Origin of the sequence: Streptomyces sp. NPDC020742 (assembly GCF_040641675.1) — a bacterium.
Lineage (GTDB): Bacteria > Actinomycetota > Actinomycetes > Streptomycetales > Streptomycetaceae > Streptomyces.
Genome location: NZ_JBFAEA010000025.1, coordinates 15,964 through 40,695, shown reverse-complemented (window position 1 = coordinate 40,695; position 24,732 = coordinate 15,964). Strand labels below are relative to the sequence as shown.

Here is a 24,732-nt window from a genome sequence, read left to right as displayed (position 1 = left end):
GGTGCCGAGCCCGTCACAGCTCGTCGTACACCGCCCCCGAGCGCCCCCGCACGACCGACCGCCGGCCACCGCCCGCGAGGCGGCGCCCTGGTACCTGGTACGGATCGCCGGGGCCTGCGCCCTCACGGACGGGGAAGAGACGTGTGCCACGCCCGTCGGGTTCCGCGGGAGGCGGCGCCTGGCGCGGCCCGGCCAGCCCGCCCCGGACGTGCGAAGGGGATTCCCCGCGGGCCATTCGCAGGGAATCCCCCAGCCGTCACGCGACGGGCACCCGTCACCGGGCGGCGCCCGTCACCGTGACGCGTACGGGAGCAGGGCCATCTCCCGTGCGTTCTTGATCGCCCGGGAGAGCTGCCGCTGCTGCTGCGCGGTGACCCGGGTGATCCGGCGACTGCGGATCTTGCCGCGGTCCGAGAGGAACTTCCGCAGCAGATCGGTGTCCTTGTAGTCGATGTAGGTGATGCCGGCCGCATCCAGCGGATTGCGGCGGGCGGTGGGCTTCCGGTGCGGGTCGTGCCGACGGGGCATGGGAGACGTCCTTGTACGGGGCGGTCGGGTGGGACGGAGGGACGGCCGCGGAGCGCGGGCACGCGCCCCGGTGCCGGGCGTGCACCGCGGCACCGCGCAGGGGGCATGCGGGCACCCCGGGTGCGTCAGGACACCGGGTCGAGGAGGCCGTCGAAGGCGGGGGCCAGGCCCTTCCAGGCGGTCGGCCCGCCCGCGTACTCGGCGTCGGTGAGCAGACAGGAATCCAGCAGGGACCGCAGGCCCTCCCGGTCCAGGCCGGGCGAGGTGAAGACCAGGTGCTGGGCGCGGTCGCCGTGCTCGGGGTGCCAGTCCAGTGCGGCGGCGGCCCGGCGTACCGGCGGGACCATCTCCCAGGCCGCGTCCGGGAGCGAGGCCAGCCACGGCCCGGCGCTCTCCACGCACAGCGCGCCACCGGCCGCGTCCCAGGCCAGCAGGGTGTCCGGGCGGTCGGCCAGCCAGAACCGGCCCCGGCTGCGGGCTGCCGCACAGGTCAGGTCCTCCAGCGCGGCATAGAGGCGCTCGGGGTGGAAGGGCCGGGTGTGTCGCCAGACCAGCGTGCCGACCTCGTCGGCGTCGGCCTCCTGCGGCAGCAGCGCACAGGCGGGGTGCTGCCGGGCCGCGGCCGCCTCGACGTCGAAGCCGGCCGTCGCGGCGGCGGCCAACTCCCCCGAGGTGACCGGAATCTGGCGTGCGGTGGGGTGGAGCTGATCGAGGAGGGCGAGGTCGGCGGCGTCCGCCTGCTCCTCCCCCGTCGCGAGCGCCAGGACCGGGGCGTACTCCAGCTGGCGCGCCCAGGTGTCGGCGACCGTCCGCTGATCGGCGGCGGCCGCGGCCAGGCCGCCGTCGGCGAGGTCGTCGCCGCAGCCGAGGAAGGGCAGCACCAGCGCCGGGTCGACCGCGGTGATCACTCCGGTCAGGACGAGGTTCCCGCTGCCGCAGGAACAGATGACCTCGGCCATCGCCTTGGGCTCGACCGAGTCCCACAGCTCGACCACCGCCAGCCGGCAGGTCCGGCCGGCGGCGAGCCGCTCCAGTTCGGGCACCAGGTCCTCGCGCAGCGCACAGCAGGCGCAGTCGTTGACCAGCGGCGCTTCGCCGGTGTCGAGCGTGCCGCCGGCGTCGCGCACGGTGCGCCGCACGGTGCCGTCGACGGCGGCCGGGGTGAGGTCGTGGTGGAGGGCGACGCTGCCGGGCACCGAGCGCAGCAGCTGCCCGACGGCGGCCCGCCGGGCATCCGCATGCAGGCCGCCCACCAGCACGACGTTGAGCGGCTCCATCAACGGGCCTGCCTGCCGTAGCGGCGCTCGAAGCGCTCGACGCGGCCGGCGGTGTCCAGCACCCGGGCGGCGCCCGTGTAGAAGGGGTGGCTCGCCGAGGAGATCTCGACGTCGATGACGGGGTAGGTGCCGCCGTCCTCCCACTCGACGGTCTTGTCGCTGGTGGCGGTGGAGCGGGTGAGGAAGGCGTGGCCCGCGGCCCGGTCGCGGAAGACGACCGGCCCGTAGGCGGGGTGGATTCCGGGCTTCATGGGGTCTTCAGCGCTCCTCTCGGAAGGTGACGTGCCGGCCGGCCACCGGGTCGTACTTCCGCAGTTCCAGGCGGTCGGGGTGGTTACGGCGGTTCTTGCGGGTGACGTAGGTGAATCCGGTACCGGCGGTGGACCGGAGCTTGATGACGGGACGCAGTTCGTTGCGGGCCATGCCGAGTAGTATACGGAAATGGTTTCCATTTTCAATAGCCTCTGACCAGGGCCTTCGACCGAAGGGACCGCCCATGTCCGCCCCGCCCGCCCGACCGGTCACCCACCGGACCCCACCGACGCACACCGCACACCGCACGCGAGGAGGGAGGGCCCGATGACCCGGCGGACGGCACTCACCCACGGCCGGCGGCGCGCCGTCGTCGCCTGTTACGCGGCTCGGCGCGCGCTCTTCCAGGCCGTCGCCCGGACCTCGCACTCACCACGGGAGGAGCACCCCGCCACCCGACCCGGGCCGCCCCCGCAGGCGCCACCGCCGGCCACCCGACCCCGCAGGCGCCCCACGTCCCGGGCGGCCGGACCGTTCGGGTAATACTGGCCAGAGCGTCCACCGGCCCCGACGAAAGCGAGTGCGCCCGTGCTCCGCAACGCCCTGGAACCCTGGCACCTGCTCCTGATCATCGCGGCCGTCGTGCTGCTCTTCGGCTCGAAGAAGCTGCCTGAGATGGCGCGCGGCCTCGGTCGCTCGGCGCGCATCCTGAAGTCCGAGGCCGGGGCCCTCAAGGCCGACCGGACCACCGAGGCACCCCGCCCGGAGTCCGCCGCCGGGCAGTGACACCCGGCCGCCGGCCCGTCAGCTGTCCCCGCCCTCTTCGATCAGCCGCCGCACCTCGCGGTCGATCAGGCCCAGCCGGGCCTCGGCGACCAGGGGCACCGCGCGGCGCTGCCGGCGCGCCTCGGCGAGGTCGATCTCCACGGTGACCAGCGACTGCTCCCACTTGGGGGCCTGCGCCACCACCGCACCGCGCGGGTCGACCACCCGTGAGCCGCCCCAGAACGTGGCGCCGTGCTCATTGCCGACCCGGTTGACGAAGACCACCCAGCACTGCAGCATCCGCGCCGTGTAGGACAGCAGCATGTCCCAGTACATCCCGGTGTCCATCGCCTCGGGGTCCAGGCTCGCCGCGCTGTTGGTCGGTACGAACAGCACCTCGGCGCCGTCCTGGACCGCCAGCCAGGGCAGCACCGGCTGCCAGGCGTCGTTGCAGACCAGGGTCGCCCCCCGGCCGCCGCCCCTGGCCCGCTTCAGCTCGTAGGAGCGCAGCGACTGTCCGGGGCTGACGTGCTTGCGCTCCTCCCAGGCCAGATAGTTGGGCAGATAGAGCTTGCGGTGGGCGTGCAGCAGGGCGCCGCCCGCGTAGTGCGCCGCGGTGTTGTAGGCGCGCAGGCTGGTGTGCTCATGGAAACCGACCAGCACATCGGGGCCCAGGGTGCTCAGCTCCAGCAGCCGGGGATCACTCGCCTCGATGGATTCGTCGCGCCTGAGCGCGCCCAAGTGGTAGCCGTGCAGGCTGAGTTCGGGGAAGACGACGAGGTCGGCGCCCTGGGCCGCGGCCTGGTCGACCTGCTCGTGGGCGATCTTGAGGTTCTCCGCCACCTCGCCCAGCACACAATCCGTCTGCGCCAGCGCAATGAGCATGTCCCCACCTCACCGACATATCTCCTTTGCGGCTTTCATCGCCATTCTCCCAGAGGGCACAGGGACCGGCACGGCCCCGCCGCGGGCCCGGCCTGCGGGGCCCGGCCTGCGGGGGCCCGGCCTGCGGGGGCCCGGCCTGCGGGGCCCGGCCTGCGGGGCCCGGCCTGCGGGGGCCCGGCCCGCGGGGCCCGACCTGCGGGGGCTTCAAACGCCCCGGAAGCCAGGCCCCACCCCTGAGCCGCGGTACGACGGCCCGCGGTCGAACCGTCCGGCGATGCCGACGGCCGGGCTCGACCGGGGCGGCTCAGGCCGCGCGGCCCGCCTGATCCGCTCGGTCGGCCGCCGAGCCCGCGCCCGGGGGCCGGCCCTACGCCGCCGGCGCGACCCCCGACGCGGCCCCTACCTCCGCCGCGTACGGGCCCTGCGCAGCAGCAGCGCACCGCCCAGCAGCAGCCCGCCGCCCGCACCGGCCAGCGCGGCCAGCTCGTCGGAGCCGGTGGACGCCAGCAGCGCGGAGCCCGCGGACTCCCCGGCCCGTGCGACCACGTGCGCCCGGGGGTCCTGGGCGTGCCGCGGGGCGGGCGTGTGGACCTGCGGGTGCACCGGCTCCACGGGGGCCGCGGCCCGGTGGCGGCCGGTCGGCCGGTGGTCGGTGTGGTGCACGGATCCCGCGACGTGGCGCTGCACCGGCTCGGGGGCCGGGGCCGGGGCGTACGACACCGGGGGCGGTGGGGCCAGCGGGGGCCGCGGCGCGACCGGCATACCGCCGTTCCCGCACGAGTTGCCCATGGCCGGGTTGAGCGCCGCGACGCCGTCCACGGAGTTCCCACACGCGTTGACCGGGGTGTCCACGCTCACCTGGACGTTGTTCCCGGACAGCACCCCGGGGGAATGGGCGGTGCCTCCCGCGGCACCGGCGTCCGCGTACGCCGTGCCGCCGCTCGCGCCGAGCATGCCCGACGCGGCCGCCACCAGCACGCACCTCTTCAGACTCTGTCGCATCTCTCATCCCTCGTCTGCAGTCGTTGCGTACGGGCTGCCGCCCGCACCCCCGTGGTGCTCATACGGCCGGGCGGCCGGCAGCGCATACGCGGCGCCGACCGCCCGGAGACGCAAGCGGTGGTACGGCCGAGGCCGTCGGCCGTCAGTGGTTGGCGACACCGTTGCCCGAGAGGATCGGAATGTCGTCGATGATGTGCGACAGCGGCTCGTCGCCCTTGGCCTGCGTCGAATTCTTGGTGCACTGCTGGTTCTGCGGGTTGGACAGCACATTGATGTCCTGGACGGCGATCCCCGCCAGATGACCCCACAGCGAAGCGATGTTGGCCTTCGCCGGCAGAGCGAGGCACAGGTCGTTCAGGCTGCCCTGGACGAGCCCGAGCTGGGTGCTCAGACGGCCGTGCGTGGTGGAATTGCCGTAGACCGACGCAGCACCGTTCCCGTTGACCGTCCTGGTGCCCTTCTGGTCACCGACCGCCATGGCCTGCGGCGCGGCCGCAGCGGAAATCCCGACCAGCGACGCCGCAATGGCAGCGCCCGCGATCATCTTGTTCATCACGCAAACCCTTCAGGAGACCGAACTCCCGGCACGGGAGCCCTGTTTGAACAACCCGCCACACCGCCCCGGGTTCTGCACCCTCACCCGATCAGCCGGTACCCGAAATCCTGCAAGCCGCCGCCCGCCGATGCTCTTCCGCCCCCACCCAGGATTCCCCGGCATTCCAACTGAATTACCTGAAAGGTGACTTGGCTCCCCGCCGCGGCAATTCCCGGATACGGAACGAGGCCTGCGCTGCCGCCGAACGGCTGCACAGGCCCCACTGCCATCTCCGGCCGGCGCGCCAATGCCCTGGCAACCCCATCAATCTCGCCAGGGCATTGGCACGCTTCCCTCCACACGCCCTCCTTAACGAGCCGGTGCACCGGACCTCAGTCACGAGCGAATAACAATTCCGTGCCCCGGCCCGGGCGTTGCGCCTCGGCCCCTCCCCCGCCCCCTCCCTGCCCGCGGACAGGAAGAAACCCGGGCTGCCCGGAAGAAGGAGGACCGGGCGGCCCGGGTTTCTCAGCCGATCAGTGGTTTCCGGCGCCGTTGCCGGAGAGGACCGGGATGTTGTCCAGGATGTGCGACAGCGGCTCGTCGCCCTTGGCCTGGGTGGAGTTCTCGGTGCACTGCTGGTTCTGCGGGTTGGACAGCACATTGATGTCCTGAACCGAGACCGGGATGAAGCCGAACAGCGAGCCGATGTTGGCCTTGGCCGGCAGGGCGATACAGGGCTTGTTGAGCGAGCCCTGGATCAGGCCGATCTGCGGGCTCATGTACCCGTAGGTGGTCGAATTCCCGTAGAACTGCTTGGCACCGTTGCCGTTGACGGAAGAGGTTCCGTGCTGGTTACCGACCGCCATCGCCTCGGGGGCGGCAGCAGAGGCCACGCCGACAATGGACGCAGCCGCGGCTGCGGTCGCCAGAGCCTTCTTGATCATGTTGGTCCTTCGTGTTTCGGGATGCCCTTGGCCGGGCAATGTGCCCAACTCACAGGGGAGATTTTGGTTGCCCTCATTCACTCAAATGAGCTGGCGCTGCGATCCGTAGTGCCAAGCGGTACGACGGACGGCACCCAGAAATCCAGGGCGATGAATAATCGGGGTTGCAGGGCCTCTTCGGGGATCGAAATCAGCGGCCAGTGCCGCATCTTATGGATTTCCGCGACGAATTCATCGAGCCCGGGCCCTTGGGACAGTGTGGCCGCTGCGTCGCCGCTCCGGGCAGAACGGTTTCACCGTCCGCGGCCGGCGGCCGACGCCGCGTGCTCGGGCGTTACTTGAGCGGCAGGCCGCCGAGCAGCGGAATGCTCTTGGCGGTGCCGCTGACACCGCCCAGCAGCCTCTTGGCGTTGACCGACTTGACCTTCTGCCCCGTGGTCTTCACCTTCTTGACCAGCGGGGCGACCTGGTGGCCGTCCAGCTGCTTGCTCTGCAGCGCGTCCGTCAGCCCGCCGTTGAGGCTCATCGTCGGAGCTCCCGGCTGGGCGGCGAAAGCGGGCGCGGCGACGCCCAGCGCCATGACGGAACCGGCGACAACCGCGGCAGACTTTGCGTACTTCACTTTCAACTGTCCCTTCTCGGGCGGTGCTTGACGATCCGGCGACACCCCTGCCGCAAGAGCAATCACTTCGCTGCTCGGACCACCGCTTCAGCGTGACTAACGAGTGCCATCGTCCGGAGAAACTCCGGAGTTCCGCCGTTCTTGACCGCACCACCAAAGGCCAAGGGCGTGGTGTCTTTTCGGGGAGTGAATGGCGACCGGCCCCAGTGCGCAGCAGACCGCACACCGGGGCCGGGTCACATGGACACCGCTCGAATGCCTTCGAGTCAGTGGTTGAGGCAGGTGTTGCCGAACGCCGGGTTCAGCAGACCGATGACGTCAATGGTGTTGCCGCACAGGTTGACCGGGATGTGGACCGGCACCTGGATCGCGTTGCCAGAGAGCACACCGGGCGAGTTCTTGGCGCCGCCCGCGGCACCCGCGTCGGCGAACGCCGGCGCGGCCGCGCCCACTGCCATGAGGGTTCCGGCAGTGACTGCTGCGACCTTTGCGTACTTCACTTTCAGCCCTTCCTGCAGCGGGTCCGAAGCGAACACGACCCTCGTGTCGCACGGGCGCTGAACTGCTCGCCCGTAACGCCGCTGCTGATATTGGTAACGATTGCTCCTCGTGGACGAAACTCTTGCCGGGAGGTTTTCGGAGGAATCGCCCGAACGATGCAAGAGCGTTTCGGAAGATTGCCACCGCGCATACGAGGCGGAAAAAACACCGGAGTTCGAACAGAAGAGGTACCCGCCGAATACGAATTCCTACCGAAAGGGGAAGCGGAAAAATATGTCCCTACGGCTCGCAACGGGGCGCCGCAGCGCCCGGACCGCTGAGGAGTGAGAGCCGGCGGTCCGGGCCTGCGGCCGACAGCCGGCTCAGTGGTTGCCGACACCGTTTCCGGAGAGGATCGGAATGTCGTCGATGATGTGCGACAGCGACTCGTCGCCCTTGGCCTGCGTCGAGTTCTCGGTGCACTGCTGGTTCTGCGGGTTGGACAGCACATTGACGTCCTGCACCGAAATCGGGATACCGCCGAGCAGGTGAGCGACGTTCAGCTTGACCGGCAGCGCGACGCACGGCTTGTTCAGCGAGCCCTGGATGAGTTCCAGCTGCGGGCTCATGGCGCCCCTGGTGGCGGAGTTTCCGAACACGCTCTTGGTGCCGTTGCCATTGACCGTCGAGGTGCCGTTGTGGTTGCCGACCGCCATCGCCTGGGGGGCGGCCGTCGCCGAGATGCCGACGACGGACGCGGCTACAGCCGTCGTGGCCAGGACCTTCTTGATCACGATTTACCCTTCTCGAAGCGGAGTGCCCGTATCCGGAGCGCACTGGTCAACTCGCTTCTGGGGGCGCGGTTTCGCCCATTCACCCGAATGCCGCGCAACCATAAACACATATCACTGCCTATGGACCGCCTTCCCGCTGCGACTTCCGGGCGGTACGCCAAAGGCCGGCACGGAAATACGTGCCGGCCTTTGGCGCCGAACGCCCGGATCCGCCCTACGGCGGGCCCAAACACCCCTGGGGGATCAGGGGTTGAGGCAGGTGTTGCCGAACGCCGGGTTCAGCAGACCGATGATGTTCACGGTGTTTCCGCAGACGTTCACCGGGATGTGCACCGGCACCTGGATGAGGTTGCCGGAGAGCACGCCGGGCGAGTTCACGGCGCCCCCCGCCGCGTTGGCGCCGCCGACGGCGGCGGCCGTACCGGCTCCCCCCACCACGGCGATACCGGCGGCAGCGGACAGGACGACGGCCTTCGGGACAAACTTCACGGTGAACCTCTTCACTGAGCAGCATTCAGGCATCTGTGTGCGCCGCTTAGAGCGACAAGCTGCTCAACGCATCGACCAGGCCGAAGTGGCGGCTCAATCGGGTGAATAGCCCACCCATGCCCGCTAACTGGACATTCGATCCTACTTCTGCCCATGAGTTGTTATCCCCGCATGAACTCACAAAGCTACGCAGGGCAGGATGAGTTGGCCATGGGCTGTTGTGTGCGGTGGGGGTCGTGTGCTGTGGGTGTCATGGGTGGTGGGGTCGTGTGTGGTGGGGTCGTGTGTGGTGGCTGGGTGCTGGCCGGTGGAGGGCTGGCGGCTTTGTCGTCCGTGGCGTCGGTGCAGGTCAGGGCGATTGTCAGTCCCTGGTGCAAGACTCGGGGCATGCGATGGGCGGTGGTGGAGACGGGCGACGGGGGTGCGCGTCTCTGCCCGCTCGCGCCGGACGGCCGGCCCGCGGGACCGGTGGTGCAGGAGCGCTCGCTCGCCGAGGCCGTACGCGGGCGCCCCGAGGTCGAGCGGTGGGTGTGGCGGTCCACCGCGGAGCTCTACCGGCGACTGCGCGCCGCGGGGGTGCGGGTCGAGCGGTGTTACGACGTGGAGGCCGCCGAGGCGCTGCTGATCGGCCATGCGGAGGGGCAGTCGGGCCAGCCCCGTTCGCTGGCCGCGGCCTGGGCCCGGCTGCACGGCCTGCCCGTCCCGTCGGACGCGCCCCTGCGGGCGGCCGAGACCCAGCCGTCGCTGTTCGAGCCGGGCCCGGTGCCGCTGCCGCCCGGTACGGACGACCTGACCGCGCTGGTGGAGGTCTACGCAGACCAGGTGGCGCGTACGGAACGTGCCGGGCATCCCGAGCGGATGCGGCTGCTGTTGGCCGCCGAGTCCGCGGGCATGCTGGTGGCGACGGAGATGCACCGGGCCGGGGTGCCCTGGCGGGCGGATGTGCACCGCCGGCTGCTCGACGAGCTGTTGGGCGAGCGCTATCCCGGCGGGCTGGAGACCCGCCGGCTGGCGGAGCTGGCGGACGAGGTGTCGCGGGCCTTCGGGCCGGACGCGCGGGTGCGTCCGGACCTTCCGCAGGACATCATCAAGGCCTTTGCCCGGGCCGGGATTTCCCTGACCTCGACCCGCAAGTGGGAGCTGCAGCAGATCGACCACCCGGCGGTGGCCCCGCTGCTGGAGTACAAGAAGCTCTACCGTCTGCACACCGCCCATGGGTGGTCCTGGCTCCAACAGTGGGTGCACGACGGCCGGTTCCGCCCCGAGTATCTGCCGGGCGGCACCGTCTCCGGGCGCTGGACGACCAACGGCGGCGGTGCGCTGCAGATCCCCAAGGTGATCCGGCAGGCGGTGCGCGCGGACCCGGGGTGGCGTCTGGTGGTGGCGGACGCCGCCCAGATGGAGCCGCGGGTGCTGGCCGCCGTCTCCCGGGACCGCGGTCTGATGGAGGTGGCCGGCAGCGGCGAGGACCTGTACGCGGATCTGGCCGCCCGTGCCTTCGGCGGCGACCGCGCCCAGGCCAAGCTCGGCCTGCTTGGGGCGATTTACGGCCAGACGTCGGGGGATGCGCTCAAGCACATGGCCGATCTGCGCCGCCGCTATCCGGCGGCGGTGGCCTACGTGGACGAGGCGGCGCGGGCGGGCGAGGAGGGCCGTCTGGTGCGTACCTGGCTGGGCCGCACCTGCCCGCCCGTGTCTGTGACGCCGCCCGACGAGGCGGGCCTGCCGCAGGAGGAGGAGCAGCCGTCGGGGTACGGCGGTTCGGCGGCAGCCCGGGCCCGCGGCCGGTTCACCCGTAACTTCGTCGTCCAGGGCAGCGCCGCCGACTGGGCGTTGCTGGTGCTCGCCGCGCTCCGCCGGTCCCTGTGGGAGGGCGGCCTCAGCGCCGAGCTGGTCTTCTTCCAGCACGACGAGGTGATCGTGCACTGCCCGGCGGAGGAGGCGGGAGCGGTCTCCGAGGCGATCACGCAGGCCGCCGCCGCGGCGGGACGGATCGCCTTCGGGGAGACTCCGGTCCGCTTCCCATTCACCACCGCGGTGGTGGAGTGCTACGCGGAGGCGAAGTGAGCGGAGTGGAAGCCGAGGGGCCGGCGGTGTGGTGTCGGTGCTGTGGTGTCGGAGGCGGGGGGGGGCGGCGGCGGTGCGGGGGTTGGGGCTGGGGGGGGCGGTGCGGTGTCGACGGTGTGGGGTCTGGGCTGGCGGGCAGGGGTGCTGCCTGAGCAGAATGCGTAGCTCCTCGACGATCACTGGAGACCTCTGATGCCCCTGCCGCCGGAACGAGTCGTCCACCCCGAACTCCAGCCGCACCTGGCCGAGTTGCCGCCCTTCGCCGATCCGTACGAGGACATCGAGGCGACCCGTGAGCGGTTCCGGGCGCTGCTGGCCGCGACCCCGGCCGACCGCTCGGGCGTCAGCAGCCGGCGGTACGACGTGCCACGGCCCGACGGCAGCGCCCTGACGGTCGAGGTCTACCGTCCGGCGGCCGGTGCGCAGGGCGATGACGGCGGTGCGGGCGCCGGTCCGGGCGGTGCGTTGCCGGCCGTGCTGCACTTCCACGGCGGTGGGTACGCCATCGGCCGGGCGCTGCCGGGCCAGGACAAGACGGCCATCGAGCTCTGCCGGGCGCTGCCCGCCGTGACCGTCGCCGTCGAGTACCGCCTCGCGCCCGAGCACCGCTACCCGGCGGGCGTCGAGGACTGCTATCTCGCGCTGGAGTGGACGGCGCGGAACGCCGGCGAGCTGGGCATCGACCCCGAGCGGATCGCGGTCACCGGCAAGTCCGCCGGTGGCGGGCTCAGCGCGGCCGTCTCCCTGATGGCACGCGACCGCGGCGGCCCGGCCGTGGCCTACCAGTCGATGTGCGTACCGGATGTGGACGACCGCGTCGCCGAACAGCCGGTGCCCGCGGATACGGACACCGCCACGCCCGATCCGCGGGTGCACAGCCTGCGGACGATCCGGCTGGCGTGGCAGCACTACCTGCCGGAGGGTGCGGCGGCGGATGCCTACGCCTCGCCGGCCCGGGCCACCGACCTGTCGGGGCTGCCGCCGGCCTACGTCCTGGTCTGCGACCTCGATCCGCTGCGCGAGGCAGGACTTTCCTATGCCCGGCGGCTGATGGACGCGGGGGTCCAGGTCACGGTCCGCAATGTGCCCGGGGCCTGGCACGGTTTCGAGCTGTACGCGCCGGACAGCCGGCCCGCACAGGAGATGGCGGCGCACTGGACGGACCACCTGCGGGCGGCCCTGTACCCGGCGGCCGGCCAGCGGGACCAGTGACCTGGGTCAGAGATTCGGTGGCAGTAGGGCCGTCCCGTCATCCCCCAGGGGCTGTTGCGACCGTCGATCCAGGCCCTGGGCGCTGCGGTGTGGGTCCTCGTGGGCTCAGGCGCCGCCCGGGGCCTCGGCCGTAGCGATCAGGCCACGGGTGATCCGCACCATGGCCGCGACCAGCGGTTCGCGGGGCCGGTCGGGGCGGTCCAGCCACCACAGGGCGAGGCCGTAGAGCGCACTGCGGATCGCCTCACCGAGCGGCTCCAGCTCGGCCTCGGGGATGCCGGGCACGAACTCGTGGAGCAGCGCGACGTCCGTCTCCCGCTGTCTGCGCTGGAGCTCGCGGTGGAAGGCCTGCACCTCCGCGTCCCCGGTGGTGTCGCGGAACATCATGCGCCAGGTGTACGGGTGACTCTGCACATACCCGAACCAGGCGTCGTACATGGCCGCCATCCGGGCCGCCAAGTCCCCCTCTCCGTCGAGCAGTTCGCGTATCGGGGCGGCGGCCAGCTCGTCGCGGTGGCGCTCCAGCAGCGCCAGGTGCAGCTCCTGCTTGGAGTCGAAGTGGCGGTAGAGCATCGGTTTGCTCAGGCCGGCCTCGGCGGCGATCTCCCCGATCGTCGTCCCCGCGAAGCCACGCTCGGCGAACAGCCGGGCGGCGGTGTCCTCGATCCGCGTCCTGGTCTCGGCGCGCGCGGCGCGGCTCCGGTCGATCCCACTCATGCGGCCCCCTCGCGATCTGGCTTGTTCCGGCTGGTGCATTCGGCTCGCCCTCGCCGGTGCCTTGAAGGATACTAGGTCGTGTACCACTTGGTATACGCATGAGTAAGGTCCAGTAAGGCCGAGCTACGGGGGCCCTCGTGATCCTCTCCTTCCACGTCGCCGACCTCGGCGTCCGCTCCTTCCGTACCGTCCATACGGTCCTGCGCGAGCATCCGGAGCGCGCCGATGTCCCGGGGCTCCGCTCCGCGCACATGACGCTGACCGGAGCCATCGCCTCCGGTCCGCCCCAGGTGCGCCCCGGCAGGGTGGCGCTGCTCGCCTCGTGGGAGGACGACGCCGCGCTCGACCGCTTCCTCGCCGAGAGCCCGCTCGCCCAACGACTGGCCGACGGCTGGCAGCTGCGGCTCCGGCCGGTACGGATCACCGGTGCGTGGAGTGACCTGCCGCCGGGCACCGATCCGGACGCCGACGCCGCGCTGACCGCGGAGGACGGCCCGGTCGCCGTCCTCACCCTCGGGCAGCTGAGGCTGCGCCGGGCCCTGCCGTTCCTGCGCGCCAACTCCCGTGCGGCCGGCCGGGCCGCCGCCGACCCGGCGCTGGTCGCGTCCCTCGCGCTGGCCCGGCCGCCCCGCTTCGTCGGCACCTTCTCCCTGTGGGGGAGCGTCTCGGCCATGCGGCGTTATGCGTACGGCTCCGCCGAGCCTCAGCACAAGGACGTGGTGGCAGCCCATCAGGCGAACGCCTTCCACCACCGGGCGGCCTTTGTGCGCTGCCGCCCGTACGGCGCGCTGGGCACGCTGGACGGCCGGGAGCCGCTGGCGGCCGCGGCCGCCGCGATATCCCGGCCCGCGCCGTAGCGCCGGCGGACCGTGGGGCGGCTGAGTGTGGGCCTGCGGATCCGCGAATCGGCGGTCGGTGGTCGGCGGGTCGGTGGGCCGGCGGGTCGGTGGGCCGGTGGGTCGTGGCCGCCGCGTCCGGGAGGAAGGTCTTTTCCCCGAGGAGCGGGACGCGCTTCAATCCCAGGGTGTGCGATACGGGTCGGCGACAGAGGGGAGCGGGCGGAATGAGCGCTGAGTCCAAGGCCACGCGCGGCGAGGGCGGACGGGGCCTGGAGGCGGGCGGCCCGGACCGGTCCGGGCCGGCCGTGGGCGGACGGGGCGAGGGCGGGTCGGTCGCGGAGGGAACGGTCCCGGACGGAGCGGTCCCGGACGGAGCGGTCGAGGGCGAGCCGCCGTGGGGCGGACGGGGCCCGGACGGAGCGGCCGCGGGTGTGGCGTGCTCGGGCGTCGCGGCCGAGGGCGGTCTGGAGCGCATCAATCCGCCGCATCTCGCGCCGCCGACCGGCTTCAGTCATGCCGTCCGGTCCGCCCCGGGCACCCTGGTCTTCCTCGCCGGACAGACCGCCCTCGACGGCTCGGGGCGGATCGTCGGGGACGGCATCGTCGAGCAGTTCGAGCGCGCACTGGCGAATCTGCTGGATGTCGCGGCGGCCTCCGGGGCCGGCCCGTCCGACCTCGCCAAGCTCACGGTCTTCGCCGTCGATGTGGCCGACTACCGCCTGCACGCCCGGGAGATCGGCCGGGTGTGGAAGCGGCTGGTCGGCAGTGCGTTCCCGGCGATGGCGGTGATCGGCGCCACCCGGTTGTGGGACGAAACCGCGCTGGTCGAAATCGAAGGCATCGCCGTGGTGCGGTAGCCGTGCGCGGAGCGGGCCGAGAGGGTGCACGTCCCGGGCGTGGGCCCGGGATGTGGCAAGGGCGCCCGCTCCACCGATTCTCCGGTGGTGCGGGCGCCCTGACGCCCCACTCGTTCGGCCCCGGCCGTACGGCTCGCGCCGCGCGGCTCCGGTCGTTCAGCTCCGGCCGTTGAGCTCCGGTCGTTCAGCTCCGGCCGCGGGCCTCGTCGACCGGGTCCTTCTTGAACGCCCAGGTCATCTTGGGCTCCATCGCCCACCGGAAGACCCGCTGCACCGGTGGGGTGCACAGCAGGGTGATGACGGTCCCGGCGAACAGGCTGATCAGCACCATGCCCCAGGGCGTGTGCACCCACGGGTGGTCGTACCAGTTGCCGAAGCGGGAGCCCTTGGCGAGGAAGCCGTGCAGCAGGTAGCCGTAGAGGGTGCCCGCGCCCAGCGCCGTGCACCACATGGTGCGGCCCGGGATCCAGGCGAAGAAGCAGGCCACCAACACCAGCGAGCAGCCGAACATCGCCAGCGTCATCACCGCGCCGCTCCACCAGGGGGCGGCGAGTTCCTGCGCCGCGTCGCGGTGGTAGAACCACGCGGCGTTCATCCGCGGCGCCGCCCAGTACGCGAAGACCAGGGCGGCGACGAAGACCGGTACGGCCAGGATGCGCGCCTTCTTGCGGCGTACCAGCTTGAAGTGCTCCGCCCGCAGCGATAGGCCGATGACGAAGAACGGCAGGAACTGCAGCACCCGCTGGAGGTCCAGGTCGTCACCGATGTCCGGTGAGACGGACGCCAACACGGCGATGGTCAGCGCCAACGGGACCGGCCACCGCACGATCTTCCACAGGGGCGTGGTCAGCCGCCAGATGAACAGCGCCAACAGGAACCACGTCAGGTACCAGGGGTCCGTCAGGCTGATCGGGTAGTGCGGGTCGTCGTCGGCCCACCGCTTGAAGAGCGTATAGGCGACCTCGAACAGGATGTACGGGACCGCGACACCGGTGATCAGCCGCTGCAGCCGGTCCTTGCGCATATCGAAACTGCGCGAGAAGTAGCCGGAGATGATGATGAACGCCGGCATGTGGAAGGCGTAGACGGTGATGTAGAGGGCCGCGGCGGTCCGGCTGCCGTCCCGCAGCGGTTCCCAGCAGTGCCCCATCGCCACCAGCACGATGGCCAGGAACTTGGCGTTGTCGAAGAACGCGTCACGCGGCTTGGCCGCGGCCGTGGCACCGGCCGTGGCGGGCTGCGCGGCCCGACCTCTGCCGCGGCCCTTGGGTCCGGCGGGCGAGGCGGGAGCGGGGGCCGTGGCGGGCGGCCTGGTCGCCGTGGCGGTGGCCGTCATCGTGGCCGTGGCGCCACCGGACTCGGCCGGTCCCGGCGTGCCGGGCCGGTGTGACGTGTCCTGCGGTGCCTGGCGAGGCGGGGGGAGCGGTACCCGTCGTTCGCCGTACGCCGGAAAGTCGTTGCTCAAGGAGCCTCCCGGAGCGCAGCCAGGGGAGGAACTGGACGCTGGCCCGCACCGGGCCGTACTTCGGAACCCAAAAGCCACATCCTGCGTCTTGTTTCTCTTACGGGAAAGGTGGCGGCGTCGAACATCTCAGGCACCTTAGCCGTGCCGCGGGAATCCCGTAAAACCCCGGCTCTGCGCGGCCACATGCCGCCCGTCCGCCCTCCACAGCTCCTTCACGGGCCAGGGGTCACGACGGGTGCGTGCGCACTGCCCGGCGCCCGACGGAATCCGGGCAATCTCCCGGATTCCCGTCCCCCGCCCCCTTATTCAATAACGCCGTCGATCCCCCGCGCCCGCACCGCCCGCCGGTCCGTGTTCTTCGCCACGTCCCACGCATAGACCTCCAGCGGCCGCCCGTGGGGGCCCCGCAGCCGGTGCACGGCCGCCAACCAGCGTGAACTGACGGCCGTCATACGGGGATTGATCTGATCGGCGAATCTCGCATAATACGCCAGCTCGTGCACTCCGGGCGCGCCCAGAATTCCGGTACGCACCTGAGGCACCAGTTCATGCACCCGCTTCACCGCGGCCGGCGAGAAGCTCTGAACCACGAGCCGGCTGCGGACATGGGCGGAATCCAGCCAGCCGCGGGCCCGTAGTTCCCGGACGACGCCCGCCTCGATTCCGGGATAGTTCTTGGGAGCCTTGATCTCCAGCAATAGGCGCTGCCCATTGCGGTCCAACCGGCGCAGATAGTCGGTGAGCGTCGGTATCCGCTCCCCCGCGAACCGTTTGCCGAACCAGCTCCCGGCGTCCAGCCGGGCGATCTCGGCGGCGGTGAAGTCCCCCACCCGCCACGGCGCCCGGCCGGGGAACACCTTCACCGCGTCTGTCGTGCGCTCCAGGGTGGTGTCGTGCAGGACGACCAGTCGGCCGTCCCTGGTGCGCTGCACATCGTTCTCGACCCACACCAGGCCCCGCCGGTGGGCGGCGTCCACGGCGGCCAGGGTGTTCTCGGGCGCGTACCGGGAGGCGCCGCGGTGCGCGATCACCAGCGCCACCGCACCGGCACCGGTCCGGGCTGCGCGGCCCACCGTGCCGTCGGCGGACTCCTCCGGCCGGGACGCGATCATGGAGGACGACACTGCCGCGGTCACCAGATAGGCGACTCCGGCGGCGGGGATCCGCAACGATCTCCGAAGCATGCGGGGGCCTCCAGAACCCCGTCCGCGGGCCGGCCGGGCTGCCTCCTCAACATGCCCGCGCCCGGGCGCTCCCGCCACGCGAGGGGCCGGCCGGCCGCACCGCCCCGCCCACCACCGCAGCCGCCTTTCCCCAGGTCAGCGTGGGTCTGGGGAGGGGTGGAAAGCCACCGACCAGTCCCCCCGGGGCACCCGCCATCCGGGCGGACCCGGGCACCCGCCTTCCGGGTGCACCGGGGGCCGACCTGCGGGCGGGCGAGGCGGCCGGCGGGGCCCGTCCGCCGCTCCCTCCCACCCAGGTCCGCCTCCCCCGATCCGCCGGGACTCCTCCGCGTCGGCGGTGGCGCCGGCGGAGCGGCCAGGGCGGCACCGGCGGAGCGGCCGGGGCAGCGCCGGCGGAGCGGCCGGGGCAGCGCCGGCGGCGCAGCCAGGGCGGCACCGGCGGCGCAGCCAGCGCGGCACATCAAGATCATGTAACAGCCGTCGATGAACGGCTGTTACGCACCTGACAGGCCCTCAACACGTCCCGCGCATAGCTTCTGATGCACCGAAACGATCATCACGAACCGGAGCGAGAGCCATGCCCAGCACCACCCGTAGGACCCGGCGCAGCAGGACGGCCATGGGGGCAGCCCTGGCCGGGGTCGCCGTCCTCGGCATGTTCGCCACCGCCCAGGCCGCGGACGCCGCCACCGCCTCGCAGCGCACCGCCCAGGCGGTGCACAGCACCAGCGTCGCCCGCGCCGGCAGCACCCCCTACGTCATCAACCACTACGGCGAGGAGAACGCCGACCGGGGCCGCGCCGAGCGCAACCCCGCCCACCTGGTGCTCTCCGAGTTCACCTCGATCAACGCGGTGGACTGGAAGAAGTGGGACGCCAAGCGGGCCGTGGGCACCGGCGAGGTGACCGGCAGCTGGTGCCTGGAGACCTGCATGGACAAGCCGCTGAAGGCGACCGTCACGCTGTCCAACCCCCGCACCGTGGACGGCCGGAAGGTGTACACGTCCTTCACCCTGAAGCTGGCCGGCGGCGCCGGCACGTACGACGCCGAGGACCTCCACGGCACCCGGCCGCTGGCCACCAGCTGACGCGGCGGAGAGCGCCAACGCCGGCTGCTCCTCGGCTTCTTGGGGGGCGCGGACCGCTCCGGCCGCGCCGTCCCACCGGGCCGACACTCCCGCTCCTCCTGACGTCCTCCCTGGTCAAACCCGGTATGGCACCCCACAGTTGCCGAGATCGTAAAAAAGTTCGATCAACTGGTCGGTCTCGGTGTTAACTTGAGGCCGGTAGTCGGATGCCTACCGCTTTGTACTGAAGGAGGCTGTTATGGAAGAGCAGACGGAGCTGTCGACCGTCGAGCCCTACGCCGCCCCGATGCTGATCGAGGTCGGCGAGTTCAACGAGGACACCCTGGGCTTCATCGGCTGGGGCAAGGACATCTTCGGCCACTACGGCGGCTGATCGTCGACGGCTGACTCCCAGGAGCAGGCAGAGATGACCGGTGCCGGGTTCGTGGTCCTGCCGGACGAGGCGGCCGCAGCCGAGGTCCGTGCGGTGGCGCCCTGGGCGGCGCCGCGGGTGCTCTCGCACGCCTCGGGCCGGCCCTGGCTGGTGGGGCGCTGGTCACCTGACGAACTGCAGGTGGCCACCGCGGGCCCGGTACGCGTGGCGGTGATCGGGGTCTGCCCGGTCACCGCCACACGGCTGTCCGAACTCACCGCACGGGTACGGACGGTGGCCGATGTGGACGCCCTGGCGGCGGCGCTGCCGGGTGCCTGCCATGTGGCTGCCTCGGTCGACGGCGCGGTGCGGGTCCAGGGCAGCGTGACCGGACTCCGCCGGGTCTTCCACGCCCGGGTGCACGGCCTGACGGTGGCCGCGGACCGGGCCGATGTCCTGGCCGCGATGACCGGCGCCGGAGTCGATGACACCGCCCTGGCGGTACGGGTGGCCTGCGGCGGTCCGGTCCCACCGCCGCTGAGCGAGCTGCCCCTGTGGACGGGGGTCTCCGTACTGGCCCCGGACCACTACCTGGTGTGGGACGACGGACGGGCCCGCCCGGTCCGTTGGTGGCGGCCGCCCGCCCCCGAGCGGACGCTGGCGGACGGCGCCGAAGCGGTCCGGGAGGCGCTCGGCGCCGCCCTGCACGACCGCGGGCCGGCCGAGGGCCGGCTCAGCTCGGACCTGTCCGGTGGCATGGACTCCACCTCCCTGTGCTTCCTCGCCGCCCGGACCGTCCCGGACCTGCTGACGTTCCGGTGGGGCGAGGCCGAGGCGGGCAATGACGACGCCGCCTTCGCCCGGGAGTCCATCGACGCGCTCGACCGGGCCGAGCACCTGGTGGTGCCGCCGGCCGACCTGCCCGCCCTCTTCGCCGACCCGGCGACGCCGATGGACAGCGAGGAGCCCTACCCCTTCGTCCGTACCGCCGCGCGCACCCGCCACACCGCACGGCTGCTCGCCGACCGCGGCTCCCGCCGCCATCTGGCCGGCCACGGCGGCGACGAACTGTTCACCCCCTTCCCCGGCTATCTGCACCCGCTGCTCCGGCGCCGACCGCTGACCGCGCTGCGGCACGTCCGCGGGTACGCCGCGCTGAAGCGCTGGCCCCTGCTGCACACCCTGGCCGCACTGACCCGCCCCGGTGACGAGGCGTCCTGGTGGCGCGCCCAGGCCGAGCACCTCACCGATCCCCCACCCCGCAAGCGCCGTCCCAGTACGGGCTGGGGCCTGTGGTCGCTGCGCGCACCGTCCTGGGCCACCGGCACGGCGGTCGAGGCCGCCCGCACGGCCCTGCGGGACACGGCGGCGCACAGCCGGCCGCTCTCCCCCGACCTGGGGCAGCACCAACTGCTGCTCGCGGTACGCACCGCCGCCCCCTGGTACCGGCTGCTGGCCCGCCCGTTCGCCGACGCCGGCGTCCAGCTCGACTCACCCTTCTTCGACGACCGTGTCGTCGAGGCCGTCCTGGGGGTCCGGGCCCATGAGCACGCCGGCCCGTGGCGGTACAAGCCGCTGCTGGCCGACGCGATGCACGGGATCGTGCCCCCGACGGTGCTGGGCCGCTCCACCAAGGGGGAGTTCAGCGAGGAGGCCAGCTCCGGGCTCCGCCGCAACCTCCCCGCACTCCTTGCGATGTTCGACGATTCGGTGCTGGCCGCCCGCGGCCTGATCGACCCCGCCGTACTGCGCGCCCGGCTGCTCGCCCCCCAGGCGGACAACGCCATGGGCATCGCACTGGAGTCCCTGATCGGCTGCGAGACCTGGCTGCGCGCCGCCACCCGCCCCACCCCTGCCTGGAGGTTCGACACCCATGCGCCTGCATCCTGACGTGGTCTCCACGGACACCGACGACGGCACGGTGCTGCTCAACGAACGCACCGGACGCTACTGGCAGCTCAACGGCACCGGCGCCGAGGTGCTGCGCCGGATCCTGGACGGCGCGGCTCCCGACCTCATCGCCGCCGAGATCGCGGCCCGGCACCGGATCGATGCCTCCCGGGCCGAGCGCGATATCGCGGCCGTCCTCGACCAGCTGAAGACCGCGAACCTGGTGATCGCATGAGCCTGCCCGTCGCCCTGGCCGAGCGGCGCCGGCTCCCCCTGCACCGCCGCCTCGTGCCCCTGCTGGCCGTCGGCGTCGCCCGCCTGCTGGCCAAGGCCAAGCCCGCCCGGCTGCGCAAGGTGCTGGAGTTCGCGCGCCGCGGCGCGCGACCGGCCACCGCCGACCAGGCGCTCGGCGCCCGCGAGGCGGTCGTCTCGGTCAGCCTGCGCTGCGCCGGCCAGGGCTGTCTGCAGCGCTCGATCGCCACCGCCCTGCTCTGCCGCGCCCGTGGCAGCTGGCCCACCTGGTGCACCGGCGTCCGCACCCACCCGTTCGCCGCCCACGCCTGGGTCGAGGTCGACGCCCACCCCATCGGCGAACCCCACCCCAAAGGCCACTACAAACCGCTGATCGCCATCCCTCCGCTCATCCGCACCACGGACTGAGCCGGGCCGCCCCGGAGCGCGGTGGCGGGGCGGACCGGCCCGACGGGCACCAGCGGTCCGGCTTCCGCTTCCTCCTCCGCCGGAAGCCCGGCCTCGGGGAACATCGGTACCGCTGTTGGCGCTGAGAGCGTTCAGGCCAGCCTGGGGGGATGTCGTCTAGAGCAGCCCGCCGCTGAGTTCGTCGTACAGGCGGCTGGCCGTGGGAGAGTCGATCAGGCGCTGCAGTTCGGCTCGGGCGATCTGCTTACGGAAGGCTCCCTGGTAGGAGGCATCGCCGGCGTCGTGCATCAGATCAGTGATCCAGATCGCGTAGGCCTGGTAGTTCCAGACGTGGTTCAGGCAGGTGTCGGAGTAGCCGTCGAGCAGACTCGCGTCGTCTTCCTGGACCTTCGCGATGATCGCGCGGGCGAACACCTCGGTGTCGTGGAGGGCGAGGTGGATGCCCTTGGCGCTCATCGGCGGGACGAGGTGGGCCGAGTCGCCGAGCAGGTGGAGGCGGCCGTAGCTCATCGGGCTGAAGACGACGGACCGCAGCGGCACGATCCGCTTGTCGACGATGCGGCCGGTGGGCACGTCGGCGCCGAAGCGGGATCGCAGTTCGCTCCAGATGCGCTCGTCCGGCCACTGCTCGGGAGTGTCGCCTGCCGGGCACTGGAGGTAGAGGCGGCTGGCGTCCGCACCGCGGGGGAACCGTGCGGCCAGGCCGCGGTCGTGGATCGCCATGCCGAAGGGGGCAGCCGGCACCTCGGCCAGGACGCTGAGCCAGGAGTACGGGTACGCGTGGGAGTAGCGGGTGAGCGCCTCGGCGGGGACGGAGGCCCGGCTGACGCCGTGGAAACCGTCGCAGCCGGCGACGTAGTCGCAGGTGACGGTTGTGGCCGAGCCGTCAGGGTTGCGGTAGCGCACCGTGGGGCGCTCGCTGTCGAGGTCTTCCAGGCCGACGTCGAGCGCTTCGAAGCGCAGGTCGCCGCCGGCCCCCAGGAAGGCGTCGGTGTCGTCGTCTCCGAGCCCGAGGGGGTACCTGACCCCGTCGATACAGGTGCCGCCGGCGATCTCCTTCGGGGAGGAGCCGCCCTTCACGACGTCCGCAAGCTCCCACTCGCGGAACATCCGTACTCCGCGGCTGTCGACGGTACCCGCACGCTGCCGCTTCTCGACGTATGCGCGGCTGTGCTTCTCAACGATGGTGCAGCTGACGCCGCTGCGCAGGAGGAAGTTGCCGAGCGTGAGCCCGGCCACTCCCGCGCCGACAATGACGACGGTGGTGTTCTCGGCTGACTCAACCATGTGCGTTGCGAGCCTTTCGGCGAGGGGACAACCGGCCGTGCCGCAGGTGCACGGCCGCCGTGCCGCACGGAGAGTGCGGCCTGCCTCACCACTGTGGGCGCGGCAGCCATCGCCACCAAACGGCCGCGGCCCGCGCCCAGACCGCCCAGCTGACCGCGTCCTTCCTCCAGCAGGCCCTGCACCGGGCCTCCGCCTACCGGCTGCCGGCCGTGGCGGGCCTCGCGCCCAAGGGCGGCAACCTCACCAAGGGCGGCCCCACCGTCACCTTCCGCCCGGCCCCGCGGGCGACCTTCACCGATCCGCGCAGGATCCCCGAGGTCTCCTCGCACCAGCGCCTGCTTCCCGCGGTCCCCAAGGACCTCAAGGTCAGCAAGACCGAGGACTTCTGACCGGCTCCCTTGCCCCGGGCCCGGACGCCGCCCCGTACGGGCGGAGCCGGGCCCGGTTGCCGAAAGCCGCGGATGACGCCCCGGGCCCGCTCGTGGTCGGTATCGTCGGCTCCCTGGCGCGGGGCGTCGTAGGCCCCAGGACGCCTCCGGTCGCGCGGCGGGCCGCGCCTCTTGAGCCGGCCCCCTGTCCAGCGGACCGGAAGAGATCTCCGAGAGGTGTGGTGGATGAGCAACGCTGTCAAGGACAAGGACGGCTTAGGTGCCGGCACGGGCACCGCTGCGGGGGCCGGACGCCCGCAGCCACGGCGGCCCCGCCCCCGGTCACCGCTGTCCCGGCGCAGCGCCGCCGTACCCATCTGGTACCTGCGGCTGGTCGGGGCGGTGAACCTGCTGACCGCGGTGTCGTTCACGCTGCGGGAGAAGGTGGAGGCGCACAACAGCGGTGAACTGTTCACCCCGTTCATGCTCTTCGCGGGGTTCAGCTCGGCGGCCGCTGCCCTGTTCCTGTCGATGATGCTGAGCCGCCGGAAACGGATCGCCTGGACCGTCTTCGTGCTGCTGTGCGGCGGGTACGCGGCGCTGGCGGTGTCGGCGCTGAGCCTGGACTTCTACCGGCAGCACCCGTTCAACTGGGTGTCGCTGTCGGTCACTTTGGTGGTGCTGGTCTTCGCGCTGCTGGGGCGCCGGGAGTTCCATGCCAAGGGCGACCCGACCAACCCCCAGCTGGCGCTCGCGGTGCTGGGCGCCGGCGCCCTGGTCTCGGTGCTGGTCGGCACCACGCTGGTGACCGCCGCCGGGCCGAACGGGGCCAGCGTCGGCGACCGGGTGTGGTACGTGGCACTGCGGCTGGCCACCCTCAACCGCGACCCGGATTTCAGCACGCTGTACGTCTCCCGCTGGGTGAGCGTCGGCATCAACCTGACCGGTCTGCTGCTCTTCCTGGCCGTGCTCTATGCGCTGTTCCGCTCGCCGCGCGGCCGTGAGCTGCTGAGCCGGGACGACGAGGACCGGCTGCGGGCCCTGTGGGCCAAGCACGGCGCGCGGGACTCGCTGGGTTACTTCGCGCTGCGCCGCGACAAGTCGGCGATCTTCTCGCCGTCCGGCAAGGCGGCCGTCACCTACCGGGTCGTGGGCGGGGTGTCACTGGCCTCCGGGGACCCGATCGGCGACATCGAGGCATGGCCCGGCGCGATCGACGCCTGGCTGGCGGAGGCCCGCGAACACGCCTGGATCCCCGCCGTGTTGGGGGCCAGCGAGGAGGCCGGCGCGGTCTATGCCCGGCACGGTATGGACGCCCTGGAGATGGGCGACGAGGCCGTCGTGGAGCCCGCCGAGTTCAGCCTGGACGGCCGTGCGATGCGCGGGGTGCGCCAGGCGTGCAACCGCGTCAAGCGGGCCGGCCACACCACCAGGATCCGGCAGCACTCGGAGATCCCCGCGGAGGAGATGACCGAGCTGATCGAGGTGGCCGACCGCTGGCGGGACGGGCAGACCGAGCGCGGGTTCTCCACCGCGTTGGGCCGCCTCGGCGATCCGGCCGACGGGCAGTGCGCGATGCTGGAGTGCTTCGATGCGGAGGGCGAACGGCGTGCCGTGCTGAGCTTCGTCCCATGGGGCCCCAAGGGGCTCTCGCTGGACCTGATGCGTCGGGACCGGACGTCGGACAACGGCTTGATGGAGTTCATGGTCATCGAGCTGATCGAGTACGCAAAGTCCGCCGGCATCGAGCGGCTGTCGCTGAACTTCGCGATGTTCCGGTCGGTCTTCGAGGAGGGTGCCCGGCTGGGCGCCGGGCCGGTACTGCGGATGTGGCGGTCGGCGCTGCTGTTCTTCTCCCGCTGGTGGCAGCTGGAGTCGCTGTACCGGGCCAACGCCAAGTACCGCCCGATCTGGGAGCCCCGCTTCCTGCTGTTCGAGAAGGGCGCACAGCTGGTACGCATCGGCCTGGCCAGCGCCCGCGCGGAGGGGTTCATTCCGACGCCGGCGCCCCTGGCCCGACTGCGCCGGGACGGCTGACGCCACCGCGCGCCCTCCGGTTTCCCCCGCCTCACCGAGGAACCGCCGCCTCGCGGTCCCCCGCCCCTGCCCGGCACGACCAGTCGTTTGGTGTGAGGGAGGATATAGAGATTCATGTGCCGCCTGTGGCTGCT

Annotated in this window: 28 protein-coding genes; 12 read left to right on the top strand and 16 right to left on the bottom strand. The window is 72.0% G+C overall.

Annotated features, from left to right (window positions below):
- Positions 1-291: 291 nt before the first annotated feature.
- From rpsR to rpmG, 4 genes are all read right to left on the bottom strand, one after another.
- A complete protein-coding gene (gene rpsR / locus AB0G84_RS29960) occupies positions 292-528 on the bottom strand; it encodes a 30S ribosomal protein S18 (RefSeq protein ID WP_361327563.1) in 237 nt (78 codons plus the stop codon).
- A gap of 125 nt (positions 529-653) precedes the next feature.
- Complete coding sequence (locus AB0G84_RS29955) at positions 654-1,805, bottom strand: GTP-binding protein (RefSeq protein ID WP_361327561.1); 1,152 nt, start codon at positions 1,803-1,805, stop codon at positions 654-656.
- Positions 1,805-2,056 carry a type B 50S ribosomal protein L31 gene (locus AB0G84_RS29950; protein WP_361327558.1) on the bottom strand — a complete coding sequence of 84 codons (252 nt, stop codon included), beginning with the start codon at positions 2,054-2,056 and terminating at the stop codon, positions 1,805-1,807. The genes AB0G84_RS29955 and AB0G84_RS29950 overlap by 1 nt, the downstream gene beginning before the upstream one ends.
- Positions 2,057-2,063: 7 nt before the next feature.
- Positions 2,064-2,228 (bottom strand): 50S ribosomal protein L33, encoded by a 165-nt coding sequence (gene rpmG, locus AB0G84_RS29945; protein ID WP_361327555.1) that lies wholly within the window; start codon positions 2,226-2,228, stop codon positions 2,064-2,066.
- A 417-nt stretch (positions 2,229-2,645) separates the two neighbouring features.
- Between rpmG and tatA the strand changes: the two genes are divergently transcribed.
- Complete coding sequence (gene tatA / locus AB0G84_RS29940; protein ID WP_361327552.1) at positions 2,646-2,843, top strand: Sec-independent protein translocase subunit TatA; 198 nt, start codon at positions 2,646-2,648, stop codon at positions 2,841-2,843.
- Between the two features lie 18 nt (positions 2,844-2,861).
- Here the strand turns inward: tatA and AB0G84_RS29935 are convergent, their stop codons facing one another.
- From AB0G84_RS29935 to AB0G84_RS29900, 8 genes are all read right to left on the bottom strand, one after another.
- The gene (locus tag AB0G84_RS29935; protein WP_361327549.1) at positions 2,862-3,707 is read right to left on the bottom strand and encodes a nitrilase-related carbon-nitrogen hydrolase; all 846 of its coding nucleotides are present in this window, start codon (positions 3,705-3,707) and stop codon (positions 2,862-2,864) included.
- A 399-nt stretch (positions 3,708-4,106) separates the two neighbouring features.
- Positions 4,107-4,709: a chaplin gene (locus AB0G84_RS29930; protein ID WP_361327546.1), complete on the bottom strand. Its 603-nt coding sequence runs from the start codon at positions 4,707-4,709 to the stop codon at positions 4,107-4,109.
- A gap of 142 nt (positions 4,710-4,851) precedes the next feature.
- On the bottom strand, positions 4,852-5,262 hold the full coding sequence (locus AB0G84_RS29925) for a rodlin (RefSeq protein ID WP_361327543.1): 411 nt from the start codon (positions 5,260-5,262) through the stop codon (positions 4,852-4,854).
- A gap of 518 nt (positions 5,263-5,780) precedes the next feature.
- Entirely contained in the window at positions 5,781-6,191 is a 411-nt protein-coding gene (locus AB0G84_RS29920) for a rodlin (protein ID WP_361327540.1), read from the bottom strand.
- 334 nt (positions 6,192-6,525) lie between these two features.
- Positions 6,526-6,813 (bottom strand): hypothetical protein, encoded by a 288-nt coding sequence (locus AB0G84_RS29915; protein WP_361327537.1) that lies wholly within the window; start codon positions 6,811-6,813, stop codon positions 6,526-6,528.
- A gap of 266 nt (positions 6,814-7,079) precedes the next feature.
- A complete protein-coding gene (locus tag AB0G84_RS29910; protein ID WP_361327716.1) occupies positions 7,080-7,271 on the bottom strand; it encodes a chaplin in 192 nt (63 codons plus the stop codon).
- A 405-nt stretch (positions 7,272-7,676) separates the two neighbouring features.
- Positions 7,677-8,087 (bottom strand): rodlin, encoded by a 411-nt coding sequence (locus AB0G84_RS29905; RefSeq protein ID WP_361327534.1) that lies wholly within the window; start codon positions 8,085-8,087, stop codon positions 7,677-7,679.
- Between the two features lie 243 nt (positions 8,088-8,330).
- Positions 8,331-8,576, bottom strand: coding sequence for a chaplin (locus AB0G84_RS29900; protein WP_361327531.1), 246 nt, complete (start codon positions 8,574-8,576; stop codon positions 8,331-8,333).
- 387 nt (positions 8,577-8,963) lie between these two features.
- On the opposite strand from AB0G84_RS29900, the gene AB0G84_RS29895 reads away from it, so the two are divergent.
- Complete coding sequence (locus tag AB0G84_RS29895; protein WP_361327529.1) at positions 8,964-10,643, top strand: bifunctional 3'-5' exonuclease/DNA polymerase; 1,680 nt, start codon at positions 8,964-8,966, stop codon at positions 10,641-10,643.
- 192 nt (positions 10,644-10,835) lie between these two features.
- The gene (locus AB0G84_RS29890) at positions 10,836-11,855 is read left to right on the top strand and encodes an alpha/beta hydrolase (RefSeq protein ID WP_361327528.1); all 1,020 of its coding nucleotides are present in this window, start codon (positions 10,836-10,838) and stop codon (positions 11,853-11,855) included.
- A gap of 105 nt (positions 11,856-11,960) precedes the next feature.
- Here the strand turns inward: AB0G84_RS29890 and AB0G84_RS29885 are convergent, their stop codons facing one another.
- Positions 11,961-12,572: a TetR/AcrR family transcriptional regulator gene (locus tag AB0G84_RS29885; protein WP_361327526.1), complete on the bottom strand. Its 612-nt coding sequence runs from the start codon at positions 12,570-12,572 to the stop codon at positions 11,961-11,963.
- A gap of 137 nt (positions 12,573-12,709) precedes the next feature.
- Here AB0G84_RS29885 and AB0G84_RS29880 point away from each other — a divergent pair, with 137 nt between their 5' ends.
- Positions 12,710-13,429 (top strand): spheroidene monooxygenase, encoded by a 720-nt coding sequence (locus AB0G84_RS29880; protein WP_361327523.1) that lies wholly within the window; start codon positions 12,710-12,712, stop codon positions 13,427-13,429.
- Between the two features lie 413 nt (positions 13,430-13,842).
- Positions 13,843-14,268 (top strand): RidA family protein, encoded by a 426-nt coding sequence (locus AB0G84_RS29875; protein ID WP_361327714.1) that lies wholly within the window; start codon positions 13,843-13,845, stop codon positions 14,266-14,268.
- A gap of 184 nt (positions 14,269-14,452) precedes the next feature.
- Here the strand turns inward: AB0G84_RS29875 and AB0G84_RS29870 are convergent, their stop codons facing one another.
- Together AB0G84_RS29870 and AB0G84_RS29865 are read right to left on the bottom strand one after the other, a co-directional pair.
- Complete coding sequence (locus AB0G84_RS29870) at positions 14,453-15,733, bottom strand: acyltransferase family protein (protein ID WP_361327520.1); 1,281 nt, start codon at positions 15,731-15,733, stop codon at positions 14,453-14,455.
- Between the two features lie 302 nt (positions 15,734-16,035).
- Positions 16,036-16,917 (bottom strand): glycerophosphodiester phosphodiesterase family protein, encoded by an 882-nt coding sequence (locus AB0G84_RS29865; protein ID WP_361327517.1) that lies wholly within the window; start codon positions 16,915-16,917, stop codon positions 16,036-16,038.
- Positions 16,918-17,494: 577 nt separating this feature from the next.
- Here AB0G84_RS29865 and AB0G84_RS29860 point away from each other — a divergent pair.
- From AB0G84_RS29860 to AB0G84_RS29840, 5 genes are all read left to right on the top strand, one after another.
- Complete coding sequence (locus AB0G84_RS29860) at positions 17,495-18,004, top strand: hypothetical protein (RefSeq protein ID WP_361327514.1); 510 nt, start codon at positions 17,495-17,497, stop codon at positions 18,002-18,004.
- A 238-nt stretch (positions 18,005-18,242) separates the two neighbouring features.
- Positions 18,243-18,377 carry a lasso RiPP family leader peptide-containing protein gene (locus tag AB0G84_RS29855; protein WP_361327511.1) on the top strand — a complete coding sequence of 45 codons (135 nt, stop codon included), beginning with the start codon at positions 18,243-18,245 and terminating at the stop codon, positions 18,375-18,377.
- Between the two features lie 33 nt (positions 18,378-18,410).
- Complete coding sequence (locus AB0G84_RS29850) at positions 18,411-20,246, top strand: lasso peptide isopeptide bond-forming cyclase (RefSeq protein ID WP_361327508.1); 1,836 nt, start codon at positions 18,411-18,413, stop codon at positions 20,244-20,246.
- A complete protein-coding gene (locus AB0G84_RS29845; RefSeq protein WP_361327505.1) occupies positions 20,230-20,481 on the top strand; it encodes a lasso peptide biosynthesis PqqD family chaperone in 252 nt (83 codons plus the stop codon). Before AB0G84_RS29850 ends, AB0G84_RS29845 begins: the two co-directional genes overlap by 17 nt.
- Positions 20,478-20,906, top strand: a complete 429-nt coding sequence (locus tag AB0G84_RS29840) for a lasso peptide biosynthesis B2 protein (RefSeq protein WP_361327502.1) — start codon at positions 20,478-20,480, stop codon at positions 20,904-20,906. The genes AB0G84_RS29845 and AB0G84_RS29840 overlap by 4 nt, the downstream gene beginning before the upstream one ends.
- A 156-nt stretch (positions 20,907-21,062) precedes the next feature.
- Here AB0G84_RS29840 and AB0G84_RS29835 read toward each other — a convergent pair whose 3' ends face one another.
- Positions 21,063-22,193, bottom strand: a complete 1,131-nt coding sequence (locus AB0G84_RS29835; RefSeq protein WP_361327499.1) for an FAD-dependent monooxygenase — start codon at positions 22,191-22,193, stop codon at positions 21,063-21,065.
- 59 nt (positions 22,194-22,252) lie between these two features.
- Here AB0G84_RS29835 and AB0G84_RS29830 point away from each other — a divergent pair, with 59 nt between their 5' ends.
- Positions 22,253-22,582: a hypothetical protein gene (locus AB0G84_RS29830; RefSeq protein WP_361327496.1), complete on the top strand. Its 330-nt coding sequence runs from the start codon at positions 22,253-22,255 to the stop codon at positions 22,580-22,582.
- A 225-nt stretch (positions 22,583-22,807) separates the two neighbouring features.
- Positions 22,808-24,598, top strand: coding sequence for a phosphatidylglycerol lysyltransferase domain-containing protein (locus AB0G84_RS29825; protein ID WP_361327493.1), 1,791 nt, complete (start codon positions 22,808-22,810; stop codon positions 24,596-24,598).
- Positions 24,599-24,732 lie beyond the last annotated feature (134 nt).

Bases quoted from the DNA above. Each gene is read 5' to 3' on its own strand.
- rpsR (WP_361327563.1), bottom strand. From the start codon at position 528: ATGCCCCGTCGGCACGACCCGCACCGGAAGCCCACCGCCCGCCGCAAT.
- AB0G84_RS29955 (WP_361327561.1), bottom strand. From the start codon at position 1,805: ATGGAGCCGCTCAACGTCGTGCTGGTGGGCGGCCTGCATGCGGATGCC.
- AB0G84_RS29950 (WP_361327558.1), bottom strand. From the start codon at position 2,056: ATGAAGCCCGGAATCCACCCCGCCTACGGGCCGGTCGTCTTCCGCGAC.
- rpmG (WP_361327555.1), bottom strand. From the start codon at position 2,228: ATGGCCCGCAACGAACTGCGTCCCGTCATCAAGCTCCGGTCCACCGCC.
- AB0G84_RS29935 (WP_361327549.1), bottom strand. From the start codon at position 3,707: ATGCTCATTGCGCTGGCGCAGACGGATTGTGTGCTGGGCGAGGTGGCG.
- AB0G84_RS29930 (WP_361327546.1), bottom strand. From the start codon at position 4,709: ATGCGACAGAGTCTGAAGAGGTGCGTGCTGGTGGCGGCCGCGTCGGGC.
- AB0G84_RS29925 (WP_361327543.1), bottom strand. From the start codon at position 5,262: ATGAACAAGATGATCGCGGGCGCTGCCATTGCGGCGTCGCTGGTCGGG.
- AB0G84_RS29920 (WP_361327540.1), bottom strand. From the start codon at position 6,191: ATGATCAAGAAGGCTCTGGCGACCGCAGCCGCGGCTGCGTCCATTGTC.
- AB0G84_RS29910 (WP_361327716.1), bottom strand. From the start codon at position 7,271: ATGGCAGTGGGCGCGGCCGCGCCGGCGTTCGCCGACGCGGGTGCCGCG.
- AB0G84_RS29895 (WP_361327529.1), top strand. From the start codon at position 8,964: ATGCGATGGGCGGTGGTGGAGACGGGCGACGGGGGTGCGCGTCTCTGC.
- AB0G84_RS29890 (WP_361327528.1), top strand. From the start codon at position 10,836: ATGCCCCTGCCGCCGGAACGAGTCGTCCACCCCGAACTCCAGCCGCAC.
- AB0G84_RS29885 (WP_361327526.1), bottom strand. From the start codon at position 12,572: ATGAGTGGGATCGACCGGAGCCGCGCCGCGCGCGCCGAGACCAGGACG.
- AB0G84_RS29865 (WP_361327517.1), bottom strand. From the start codon at position 16,917: ATGCTTCGGAGATCGTTGCGGATCCCCGCCGCCGGAGTCGCCTATCTG.
- AB0G84_RS29860 (WP_361327514.1), top strand. From the start codon at position 17,495: ATGCCCAGCACCACCCGTAGGACCCGGCGCAGCAGGACGGCCATGGGG.
- AB0G84_RS29855 (WP_361327511.1), top strand. From the start codon at position 18,243: ATGGAAGAGCAGACGGAGCTGTCGACCGTCGAGCCCTACGCCGCCCCG.
- AB0G84_RS29850 (WP_361327508.1), top strand. From the start codon at position 18,411: ATGACCGGTGCCGGGTTCGTGGTCCTGCCGGACGAGGCGGCCGCAGCC.
- AB0G84_RS29845 (WP_361327505.1), top strand. From the start codon at position 20,230: ATGCGCCTGCATCCTGACGTGGTCTCCACGGACACCGACGACGGCACG.
- AB0G84_RS29840 (WP_361327502.1), top strand. From the start codon at position 20,478: ATGAGCCTGCCCGTCGCCCTGGCCGAGCGGCGCCGGCTCCCCCTGCAC.
- AB0G84_RS29835 (WP_361327499.1), bottom strand. From the start codon at position 22,193: ATGGTTGAGTCAGCCGAGAACACCACCGTCGTCATTGTCGGCGCGGGA.
- AB0G84_RS29825 (WP_361327493.1), top strand. From the start codon at position 22,808: ATGAGCAACGCTGTCAAGGACAAGGACGGCTTAGGTGCCGGCACGGGC.